Origin of the sequence: Okeania sp. SIO2F4, from assembly GCF_010672385.1 — a bacterium.
Classification (GTDB): domain Bacteria; phylum Cyanobacteriota; class Cyanobacteriia; order Cyanobacteriales; family Microcoleaceae; genus Trichodesmium.
This window is the reverse complement of the sequence record NZ_JAAHGT010000058.1, coordinates 8,749-21,272: the sequence shown is the minus strand read 5'-3', so window position 1 is coordinate 21,272 and position 12,524 is coordinate 8,749. Positions and strand designations below refer to the sequence as shown.

6 protein-coding genes are annotated in these 12,524 nt (G+C 37.0%); 3 read left to right on the top strand and 3 right to left on the bottom strand.

The annotated features are described in order from the left end of the window. Positions 1-447: 447 nt before the first annotated feature. Positions 448-621, bottom strand: coding sequence for a hypothetical protein (locus tag F6K22_RS06295; RefSeq protein ID WP_293094713.1), 174 nt, complete (start codon positions 619-621; stop codon positions 448-450). Between the two features lie 618 nt (positions 622-1,239). Between F6K22_RS06295 and murI the strand changes: the two genes are divergently transcribed. Both murI and F6K22_RS06285 read left to right on the top strand, forming a co-directional pair. After that, positions 1,240-2,148: a glutamate racemase gene (gene murI / locus F6K22_RS06290; RefSeq protein ID WP_293094710.1), complete on the top strand. Its 909-nt coding sequence runs from the start codon at positions 1,240-1,242 to the stop codon at positions 2,146-2,148. Between the two features lie 668 nt (positions 2,149-2,816). Beyond that, a complete protein-coding gene (locus tag F6K22_RS06285; RefSeq protein ID WP_293094707.1) occupies positions 2,817-4,148 on the top strand; it encodes a spondin domain-containing protein in 1,332 nt (443 codons plus the stop codon). Between the two features lie 627 nt (positions 4,149-4,775). Here the strand turns inward: F6K22_RS06285 and F6K22_RS06280 are convergent. After that, positions 4,776-6,311: a phytoene desaturase family protein gene (locus F6K22_RS06280; protein WP_293094704.1), complete on the bottom strand. Its 1,536-nt coding sequence runs from the start codon at positions 6,309-6,311 to the stop codon at positions 4,776-4,778. A 1,043-nt stretch (positions 6,312-7,354) separates the two neighbouring features. On the opposite strand from F6K22_RS06280, the gene F6K22_RS06275 reads away from it, so the two are divergent. Beyond that, the gene (locus tag F6K22_RS06275; RefSeq protein WP_293094701.1) at positions 7,355-10,495 is read left to right on the top strand and encodes a DUF4347 domain-containing protein; all 3,141 of its coding nucleotides are present in this window, start codon (positions 7,355-7,357) and stop codon (positions 10,493-10,495) included. Positions 10,496-11,194: 699 nt separating this feature from the next. Here F6K22_RS06275 and F6K22_RS06270 read toward each other — a convergent pair. Beyond that, on the bottom strand, positions 11,195-11,974 hold the full coding sequence (locus F6K22_RS06270; protein WP_293094697.1) for a hypothetical protein: 780 nt from the start codon (positions 11,972-11,974) through the stop codon (positions 11,195-11,197). Between the last annotated feature and the right edge of the window lie 550 nt (positions 11,975-12,524).

Genomic DNA, 12,524 nt, shown 5'->3' with positions numbered 1-12,524 from the left:
GCAGGAGTTAGAATTATTCCTCAATTTCTCTGTCCAAATCTTGCTGTTAATACTAACTTTTTGAGACTTTTCAACTCAATCTATGCGCACCCCCTCCAGACTTAAAAATGCCAAAAGTTTTATCTGTAAACACTTTCATATTTATTCAGCAAACCCTAATTAGCGATAAAAAAACTTTCTCCTCCTTATACCATTTCTCAAAAACTTTATCTATTTCAGAGTAGGAGACCCACCCCTAACCCCTCCCAGGAGGGTCGGAGGTAGGGACGTTGCATGGAACGTCCCTACAGAGAAGTAAAAATAAGAAGAATTGACATTAACCAGCCAGTAATTATCAAAAAAGTTATTCGGCCTGCCTAAATTACTTAATAATTGAAGTTCCACCCAAGTATAGCATTACTTTTGGTAATTGGTATTATAACTACAGGACTTACGCAACGGCACTAATTAGGGCTTGCTGAAACTATCTAAAAGAATTGATATATAAAGGTTTGATGCTTTTTTTTCTCCATAAAGTCTGGCTTTTTCTGCTTGATCAAGCAGAAAGTTAGGGTTCTCAGGAGAATAATTGCAGAAAAATTGAGGGATAAAATATTCGACTAACTCCTTTAAATTACCCATTTCTTCTGTCTCCTGTCTCCTGTCTCCTGTCTCCTCCCCTCACCCATAAGACTTTTGAGCGCAAACCCTAATTATAGTGGATATATCTGGAATTATGACCAAATTATACGCTATATATAGTTTTCCTGCGTAAGTCCTGGATTGTTTAAAATTTGACTCATATTGCTCCAGGCTTTTAAATTTTGACTATTATTATTAGACTTTTGACTTAGATTAACTTATCTAGACCATTAGACCTCTGGTGGAAAAGAGGGAGTAGTAGGGACGTTGCATGCAACGTCCGTACAGAGTAGGGAGTAGGGGGAAAGAATTGATGATTTATCAGAGATAATAGATTTTATTTTTGATTATCAGGCCTATGTCTATTAGATTTAAGATTCATACTAAATCCGGTTTCGATCGACACTATAGTGCTTAAAGGTAAAAGGTCAACACTAAATTGATGCTAACCGTAGCACAATTTAAGGTTCACACTCTAGTAGTCCATTTCATCAAAAATGAATGATGGGTTGAGACAAGGGGTAAAAATTTAATGGTTTATCCCCCAAATTCATCTTGACAGACCACTAGAAAGGTTTGGCTCCAAAACTGCTATTTTTGTCAATTATATATATAACGATGACAAATATTTTTTATCAATTTCAAAAGGGTAAATATACTACTGTCCCTTATCTACTAAAAATAACTCAACCTAGACAACCACAGACTTCTCCCATTGGCATTTTTGATAGTGGTGTAGGTGGAATTAGTGTTTTAAAAGAATTATACCGCCAACTCCCGAAAGAAACCTTTATCTACTTCGCTGATACAGCACGACTTCCCTATGGTACAAAATCTCAGACAGAGATTGTACAATTTGTGCGTCAAGTGCTAACTTGGATGCAAAAGCAGGGTGTTAAGATGGCGATCATTGCCTGCAATACTGCTACAGCAGCAGCAATAGATCGAGTAGCACTCGAATACAATTTTCCCGTTATTGGTATGATTGAACCTGGTGCAAACACAGTTGTACACAGGAGTAGCAAAAGAATAGGTGTCATCGCTACTCTACATACAGTTAAGAGCAATGCTTATCTGAATACTATTCTGAAAATCGATCCTTCGATTTTAGTATTTCAAGTAGGAGCTCCTACTTTAGTACCATTAATTGAACAGGGTCGGATCGATGATGTTTATACGTTGGAAGTAGTGCGACAATATCTTAAACCCTTAATCGCAAAACAGATAGATACTCTAATATTAGGTTGTACACACTATCCCCATCTGATACATTTGTTTAGACAAATTTTAGATAGTTCAGTACAAATAGTAGACCCCGCTATTGCTGTTGTTCGCACTGCTGCTCAGGAACTTCAGAGTTTGGGAAAATTAAGCGATCGCCCTCCTCATTGTACTAGCTTCTATGTGAGTGGGAACCCGGAAGAATTTGCTCAAAGGGTGCAACAATTTCTAGGTTTTACTCCAAGAGTAGAACAATTTTGCTTGGGAGTGGAAAGTGTGAAAATTCAGTCCGAATCTGTAGCTTAATTTCTAGTCAATTATTTGTGACAAGCATCACTGACATTTTATTTTTTTTGTATTTGGCGTTATTCTGGAAGTGATATTACACTCAGCAATGCCAAATATTTTTTTGTGAGTAGAAATTAAGATTAAACTAAATTTATTTTTTAATATTTAATTTTTCCTATTTTGATAAATTTAGGTATTATATCCAATCAGCTGGCTTCGGAGTGATATAATTATACCGTCAGTAGGGGCGGGCTGTTCGCCCCTACAATATTGACTATTCTTCCCTAATCCTGAATTATACCAATGCTACCGGATTTGATATTACTTCATCTTCATCAAGTTAAATTAGTTTTTTTTATACTATATCGATAAAATCAATGTTACAAATAATCAAAGTATGAATAAATTATACAATCTCTTTACTCATATTAATTTGTAGCAAAAAAATTCAATAGGTATTGGCCTACATAATTAGTTATTAATCCACATATTTATATATAGCGCTACCCATTAAAGTTAGGATATTTCTAAATCCTGAAACCCTTTGACAGTTTACTATTCCCTCTGACCTATTGCCCATTCCCGATTCAAGTAGCGCTATAAAATATATTTTAAATTGTTACAAAAGTGCATTTGTTGTGATAAACTTCCCAATAACAATTAGGTAATTAGTGAGGAAAAATTTTATGGTTGATGTTAGAGTTCTAATTGAGAACGTAGTTTCTCAAGGTGACGCAGATACTTCTGTATTCTTTTCTCCAGTATGGGTGGGGTTTCATGATGGTAACTTTGACCTCTTTGATATTGGTGGAGATGCTACTGAAGGTATAGAAAGGGCAGCTGAAGATGCTGATTTTGATGCTATAGCTGGTGAGTTTGCTAATAGTGGAGTTGGCTTTACTGATGGGGTAATTTCAAGCTCTGATGGAGCTTTTGCCCAAGGAAGTCTAGGTATTGGAGCATTTGACGTAGATGCAACTCAGGGCAGATACTTGAGTTATGTCTCCATGATATTACCTAGTAACGATGCTTTCATTGGTAATCAAAATCCCACAGCACCACGTGTAGAGATTTTTGATGAGAATGGAAATTTCCTAGGAACTGATTTTGTAGTTCCTGGATCTCGAGTCAGGGATGCAGGAACAGAAGTAAATGATGAAATTCCTGCAAATACAGCAGCACTAGATCAGCAAGTACCCGATACAGGTGACGATGAAAATGGTACAGTTGAATTCCACCCTGGTTTTATTGGTAGTGAACGAGAAGGCAGCGATGAAGTAGGAGGTATTTTAACAGCACGCGAAGATGCAGATTTCACAACAGAAAATGACGGAGTAGATTTTGGAACAGCTCGCATCACTGTTTTACAAGATATTGTTGGTGATGCTGAGGACGACCTAATTAGCGGAACTGCTCTACCCGATAGTATCTTCGGTCTTGCAGGTGACGATACTTTAAATGGTTTTGCTGAACGAGATTGGGTAGTTGGTGGTCGTGGTAATGACTTGCTCAGAGGTGGTGATGGTGACGATATTTTAGAAGGTCGTCTTGGATTCGATCGCTTACTTGGTGGTGATGGTGATGATATATTGAGAGGTGGTCAAGGTCGCGATTTCCTCAATGGTGGTGCTGGTAACGATACTCTTATGGGTGGTGCTAGTATTGACTTCTTCATCTTTAACACTAATGACACATTTGCTCGGAATGATCTCGGAGTAGATACAATTAAAGATTTCAATCAAGGGCAAGATTTTATTCTTCTGGATCTAGATACTTTCGATGCCCTCCAGAGCGACCCCGGTAGCAGAACCGATCCAGGATTTACCGTTTCCAGTGAATTTACTGTAGTTGCTACAGATGGAGCAGCAGCTACTTCAGAAGCTTTCATTGTTCACAGTACACAAAGTGGGAATTTGTACTACAACCCAAATGGTGCTACAGCAGGTTTTGGTAACGGTGGTCGCTTTGCTACCGTACTTCCTGAATTAACTACAGATGACTTTATTCTGCGAGCTTAATACTGCTTGAGTAAAAGTTAGGTATTTGTTGGGGGTGGGTTTAGGCAAAAGCAACAACAAGCAAAATCTCTAACCCCCAACCCCTAGCTCTAATATGAGTTTGTAGTAGGGCTTTAGCCCACAAAATCTTGGTACAGAGAAACAGGGTTGTTTAACAGTATAGTAATATCATGTCCGGATAAGAAGTGATATCAAATCCGGTAGTATCGGTATAAAAAAGCAGAGAAACCGGGTTTGTATCAAATGCCTTACAATACTAACATTTACCTCCCACAAACCCGGTTTCTTGTAACTCCGAAGCAAGCGAATTTGATATGATAAAAAAGTTTTTGTTTGTAGTAGGGCTTTAGCCCGTTAAATATCTATCTTATATCATGTTTGGATAATCACTTATAATAAAGTTTTTGTTTGTAGTAGGGCTTCAGGGCTTCAGCCCTATCTACAGTTGGGACTCAAGCCCTACTACGAACTTTAATTATAATAACTATTTAACCGAATATAATATTAGGGCTAAAGCCCTACTACAAGCTTTAATTATAACTATTCAACCGGACATTATATAAGATAATATTTCATGGGTTAGAGCAATATTACGAGAGATTCTAATTATAACTATTAAACCGGACTCTATATCACTAATCTTTCTAACATTTCCCTATGCTTCCACACAGGAGCAAGAGTATTTGCAGCTATCATCCCACTAACTGCTACTGCAGGTAAACCAATACCAGGAAAAGTAGAATCTCCACAACATAACAACCCTGGTAATGGCGTATTCGGTCCAGGAAACAATCCCTCCCCTGCACGAATTGCTGGACCATAGGACCCCCGGTGACGGCGAAGAAAGCGTTCGTGAGTGAGGGGAGTCCCTATCAATGTCACTTCACAACGGGAACGCACATCAGGTATTATTCGCTCTAACCCTTGCCACATTATCTCAGCTCTTTGTTGTTTTAGTTGTACATATTCTTGACTCTTTCTATCCATACCTTGCCATAATTGATATGGTTCGTTTCCAGGAGTATAAACATGAATAACGTGTTTTCCTGGGGGTGCAAGAGTAGAGTCTATTAATGATGGAATAGATACTAATACAACATTTTGGGGTGCATCTATTTTATCCCAGTTATTGACAATAATATGGTGACACGCCAGATCGGGTTTAATATCTGTGGCATCAATACCCAAATGTAAGTGCATAAAACTGTTACATTCTGGTGTTGCTTGTCGTTGTTGCCGAAAAGATTTTGACACTATACCCTCTGGCAGTAATTTCAAAGTATCCCAGACAGAAGCATTTGAAATTACTGCTTGCTTTGCTCGAATTTCCTTTCCATTCCGCAACAAAACGCCAACAGCACGCCCACCTTTAACAACCACCTCTTGCACATGAGCATTCAACATCAATTGACCGCCGTGACGTTGTAACCCCCGCACCAAAGCATCAACTATTGCTCCACTACCACCAATAGGATAGTCAAGTACAACTCCCGGTCGATACCATTCAGCAAACATAAATGCAACTTCAGCAGCAATAGTACCATTTGCAGGCAAACCTGAAAGTAGGAAGCAAAGTAAATCAAGCCAATTTCGGATAAAAGAATCTGTGACAACCCCTTCAATAATTTGGGAAAACGCTCCCGTTAACTGAGCAACATTAAAAATGTGTTTTGCCATAGTAGGTAGAAACTGCCCCATGGTTATTATTCCTCCTAAGTCAAAACGGAGAGAAGCAGGAGGAATAGCGATCGCTGCTTCTGCTAGTGGCGCCATAACTTTTTGGAGTTTACGCCATTCTCCCACAGCACCCTCACCTCTCAACCTTTGGAGAACATCACAAAATTGGTCTGCACCCACCGATGTATCAAATTTGCCCTCTGGTAAACAACAACCCCAAGTGTCATAAGTTACGCAGGGTACTTCTTCGCCGATAGCATCCAAAACTTGTGCTAGTGGGTTAGTAGAGGGGCGATAGGAAAGACCGGAATGTAAAGATGGTCCAGAATCAAACTTAAACCCCTGACGCTCAAAACTATGAGCAGCACCTCCAGGAATAGAATGACTTTCGCAAACTATGACATCAAAACCATAGTGTGCTAGTAAAGCGGCACAACTTAAACCACCAATTCCACTACCAATTACAATTACATCTGTTTGAGACATTTTATTTGGTTAATTCGTTAATTTAGCCATTTATCTAAAAGGATAGCATTCAATAATTAATAATTAACAATTACCTCTTTTGTAAGAACTTGTTTGAAATGTATGAATTTTGATTTAGATCCCCCCTACCCCCCTTGAAAAGCTATCCCTTATCAGCAACTCCTCAAACCCTTTGGAATGGGGGTTGGGAGATGGGGAGGTCGGGGGGAGAAAACCTCTAATTAAATACATTTACTCTCCCAAGATATCCATCGAATGGTAAACACATAACTTGTCTATAATGTCTAAATTTTATGTTAAGAAAGATGTTTATAAAGCATAGCTTGAAAAGGGGGGAAATACAAGGTCAAGTCCCCCTTATTAAGGGGGATGCGCGGGGGATCGATGACTTCTCAAACAACTTTTAATAGAAGGATTTGTTAAAAGGAAATTTTTTTCTCCTTAAAAGGAGAGGCTTTATACCTTAATTTTCCCGTAAATATAAATTAGGTTAGGAGTCGTGTAAGAATAATCTGAACAGTTTTTTTGATGGAAGCTATATTTCACAATCTATTTCAGATAAAATTTCTATAACTTATTTTTAGATAATGCCTGAGTGAATTATTATCAATAATATGGATCGATAACCCATAAATATCGGATTTTTAAGTAGTGCGAAATTAGAAAAAAGTGGCAGATGCAGAACTAAATCAAGCTCAAAAACCAGGAATTTTTCCCTTTTGGAAAAATGCAGAAAAATCAACAGTATAACTATTCCCTATTACTTATTTCCTATTCCCTGGCCTCAGCAAAATACTTTTTCAGCAAGCCATAATTAGTATTATACTCAACACCATAAAAATTCAGTAAAACTACGGGTGACATTTTTGACTAGCCTGAATTATCTTTAGTATTAAAGGGCTGACAATTCCTGCTATATTGTCCTATAACTAAGACCTTAAAGAGTAATAATTATTACTTTTTGCTTATAGAATAACTAATCAGGCTGATTATCTAACTCCAAAGGTGTATCTACCAATAACCACCCTTTAGGAGTAAGAAAAATGTTAACTGCAGATCTTCAGATTAATCATAAATTAGAAACCCCTAATTTTTTATCTCCAAATCTTGTTTTTATTGATTCACAAATTGAGGATTATCAATTCTTAATTTCAGGCATTTATGAAGGAATAGATGTAGTTGTTATTCCCCAAAATAAAGACGGAATCAAACTTATTACAGCGACTCTAGAAAAATATATAAACTATCAGCAAAAATTAGATGCTATTCACATATTTTCCCACGGTAGTCCTGGCAGTTTAAAATTAGGAAATATATTTCTAAATCAAGACACTATTAAACTGTATAAAAATCAGATTCACAAATGGCAAGCAGCACTAAACATAACAGCAGACATCTTACTTTATGGTTGTAATGTTGGAGCGGGAATAGGTGAAAACTTTGTCCGGAAATTACATCAACTAACTAAAGCAAATATTGCAGCTTCAGTTAATCTTACAGGTGCTTATCCTGGAGATTGGAAATTAGGATTTACTACTGGAAAAATTACAGCTCCTAAAGTATTAAAACCAGAAATAATGGCTAATTATAATGGTACTTTAGTCACTATTACAGTCACCAATAATAATGATAGTGGTGCTGGTTCCTTAAGACAAGCGATCGCCGATGCAAACCCAGGAGATACAATTGAATTTGACCCCAGTTTAGCCAATCAAACTATTACTCTAACTTCTGGTCAATTAGAAATAGATAAAGACCTAACTCTTGATGGTGGAAATGCTCGTAATTTAACCATTAGTGGCAATAATGCTTCTAGAATTATAGACTACCAAGTAACTCTTAATTTTAGTTTACTACCTGAAAATCCCGATCTAAAAACAGAACCTCTAATAATAAAAAATCTAACATTTGCCGATGGAAAAACGACAGAAATAGGAAAAGCTGGCGCTGGTGGTGCTATTAGAACCGACAATTATACAGAATTAATTGTTGAAAATAGTACCTTTATTAACAATACAGTTAGTGGTAGAGGTGGAGGAGCAATTTACAGTGGTTATAATAGTAAAGCCACAATAATTAATAGTAAATTTGATAATAATGATAGTAGTCAAGCTATTGAAAATGCTGAAAAATTAGGCGAACATGCCGGTGGTGCAATTTTAATTTGGAGTGAAAGTGAATTAACTATTGAAGGCAGCGAATTTACCAATAATAAAGGTGCAAATGGAGGTGCAATTAATAACTTATTAAGTCAACTCACAGTAGAAAATTCTATCTTTAAAAATAATGATTCTACAGCAGGTGGAACTAAATCATTTTCTGGTCATGGTGGGGCAATTTATACTGATGGTGCTAGTCTTCATACTGACAATCTTGGTGACACAATTAGAATTAGTAATAGTCTATTTGAAGGAAACAAAGCTGCTGGCGAAGGAGGTGCTCTATTTTTATTTGGTTATCCTCCAGATGAAATAATTGTCGAAAATAGCACCATTATTAATAACTATGTTATTGAAGGTTTGAAAGGATATAGTATAGGTGGCGGAATTAGAGCAGGCAATGCTGAATTCACATTAACTAACAGCACTGTTGCTAATAATTTAGCCTTGACTCAAGGTGGCGGTTTATGGGTAGGAGGAAATGAAACTACAGCGACAGTAATTAATAGTACCTTTTCTGAAAATACTGCTTTGCCTGTTAAACTAGATTCTAATCGACAACCCATAGTTGATAGTAATGGAAATTATGTTGTAGATGAGGAATCTGATATAACCACAGCAATAGGTGGAGCAATGACTCTTTTTGTTCCTACTACCATAACTAACTCTACTTTTGCCAATAATTATGCCGGATGGTGGGGCGGTGCATTTACAGGTAATGAGTCTGCCACAACAACTAACTCAATTTATTATAACAATACAGCAGGAAATCCCTTCGATCGAGCTAATCAAACAGCAAATCAATTAAATGATGGCGGGGGTAATATTCAATATCCCGATCGAACTAATACTAACGATCAAAAAATAACAGCAAATATTACTGTTGCCGATCCCCTACTAGGAGAACTACAAGAGGTTAATGGTGTATTAGTGCATCCTTTATTATCAGGAAGTCCTGCCATTGATGCAGGAGTTAATACTGATGCACCGACCACAGATCAGTTAGGCAATACTCGCCTCGTAGATGGCGATAATAATGGGAGCGAGATTGCTGATATTGGTGCTGTTGAGTTTATCCCTACATCATGTATAACAGGAGACAGCTCAGATAACTTACTCAACGGTACATCAGATGATGATTGTATTGATGGTCTTGTCGGTAATGACACTCTAATAGGTGCTACTGGCAATGATACTATTAATGGAGGTGGTGGCAATGATACAGTAGGTGGAGGTGCGGGTAATGACAAAATTAACGGTGATGCAGGTGATGACTCTCTCACTGGTTGGATAGGTAATGACATTATTGATGGAGGTGATGGTTTCGACACTCTCCAAGGTGGCGATGATGCTGACACCCTCAACGGTGGTGGTGATGCAGATACTCTCAAAGGAGGTACAGGGAATGACCTACTCAATGGCGATCGTGGGGACGACTTTATCCAAGGTCAAGCAGGTGATGATGAACTTAACGGTGGTGATGGTCAAGATACAGTTGGTGGTGGTAATGGTAAAGATATTATCAACGGTAATGCAGGTGATGACTCCCTCACTGGTTGGTTGGGTAATGACACTCTAACAGGTGGTACAGGAAATGACATTCTTAAAGGTGGAGATGGTCTAGATATTCTTAATAGCGAACAGGGTACTGATACCTTAACAGGTGGTAGTAATAGCGATCGCTTTGTCTTTGATATTGGCAGTCAATTTAACCTAACTGATATTGGTTCGGATATTATTACAGACTTCAATAGTGCTGAGTTAGACAAAATAGTTCTAGATAAAACTACTTTTAGCAGTTTAGGTAGTGCAGTTGGGGATGGTTTCAGCATTATAGCAGAATTTGGTGTTGTTGAAAGTGATGCAGCAGTAGCTACTAGCAGTGCTCAGATAGTTTATAATTCTGCTAATGGTCAACTTTTCTATAACACTAATGGTGCAACTAGCGGTTTCGGTGATGGAGGTCTGTTTGCAACTTTAGATAATCAAGCAAACTTGCAAGCTGAAGATTTTATATTAATGTAACGTCTAGCGGTACTGCTGCTGTTGCTTGGGAATAACAACTGAATAACCTTGCGATCTACTGAAATGAATTTTCTAGGAACATTTTTATAGATAGAATGTTCCTCAATTCTTTGATTTTCCTATATAGTAATAGACTTTGTGTAACTCGAGTTCACATCTTGTTAAGCGTAGCTATTTTGTGATTGATTCTAGTAAAATTCTTTTTTTTAGCAGAGCAAAGAAATATCCCCTCTAGTCTGCTTTTAATTTTGTGTGTTTTGCTATTTAGTTTTTCTGTGTTTAGCAGGGGGATATTTCACTATAGATAGTGAACCAGTTTATTTTGTATATCTCAAGAGTCTACTATGACTTTTCTCAAATTTTAGTCTTTAGAAGTCCGATAACTTAGAATAATAAGATAGTACAAAATATATGAATAAAGCACCACTATACTCATTTACGTGGAGTTGAGTAGATTATTAAACTTTGCCTAGTTACGAATAAATACCGGGAAAATATATCCCATATTACACATTATTAAGTTTACCACTGAAGGAACCTGCACGCCAGCACTTTGTTCAAGTTCCAGCTTTGATATACTTAATATCATCTAAGCTGGGGATATATTCCTAAATACCATTAAAGCAGTATATTTTTTGTTTGTCAAGACCCTTTTATAAATTATTATAAATATTGAGTCTTAAGCAATGGCCCCACTCTCTACACAAGCTTTCTTAACCCGTAAGTCATAATTTCTGCTAAGTTATCAGCCAGTATCCTGAAGCTATTTTTAAGTTTCCATTTGCCAACTTTTGTTGGTTGTAAAAAGCCATGAGCTGTAGTATTTCTGAGAGCTTTTGCTAACTTAAATGCCTCCTCCCAGTGGCAAACAGCTTGCGATTTGACAAGCCACTGGTTAATATTTGTTTTATCGCCATCATTTACTCCAAGGAACTCAGCGATCGCCTCATCTTCCTTACTCAACCATTTCTGAAGATTTGATTTTTGTTTGGGAATCGGTGGTTCTAATTTCTGGTAAGTTGGTAAGTTACACTTGTTGATAAAATCGTGAATAATGTTTAGGTTAGTACCTTTTTCAAAATAGTTCATCAATCCTTTATAAGTAATTTCAAAACCTGAATAAGCAATAACAAGTCGCCATTGAAATCCTCGAAACTTTTCATGTGCAGTACGACCTTTCTTACGATAACAACTTTCATCGCCAATAGTAGGATGTTTCCAATCAACTGCTGCCTGTGTTAGAGCTACTCCTCTAGTAACAGCTTTGATAACTTTGTCTATATGTTCTACATCCTCAGAGTGCTTTGGAGAAAAATAAACAAGCTTTTGTTGAATCATAGTGCGTTTACTCTGGTCATCTTTCCAAGAATTGTCAGGTTCAAAAATATTCCAGACATCATTCCAAACATCTCTCAAATTTTCTGCTACTTTTGCGGAATATTCTATGTTTTTTTCCGATTCCGATGTGGAATGTTCCATAATTTTTGCCTAATTTTTAGAGACGTGATAACTGATATTAAATCCAGTTGAATACTTTATTATATAGTTTGGGCAGTAGGGGAGTGGGGGAGCAGGGGAAATTGAATATTGAAGTAATTACAGAATTATGAACATATTTTAGATCGCCGAATTCAAAATCATCCCAAAATTTCAATAACTATAACGTTGCAGTTTAGGGTCAGACCCCTCATTTAGTCTCCAAACCCTCATCTAAAATCAGGTTTAACACTTAACTATATATTTGGCAGAGATTGTTGATAGGGAGATGGGGAAATTGAATATTGAAGTAATTACAGAATTATGAACATATTTTAGATCGCCGAATTCAAAATCATCCCAAAATTTCAATAACTATAACGTTGCAGTTTAGGGTCAGACCCCTCATTTAGTCTCCAAACCCTCATCTAAAATCAGGTTTAACACTTAACTATATATTTGGCAGAGATTGTTGATAGGGAGATGGGGAAATTGAATATTGAAGTAATTACAGAATTATGAACATATTTTAGATCGCCGAATTCAAAATCAT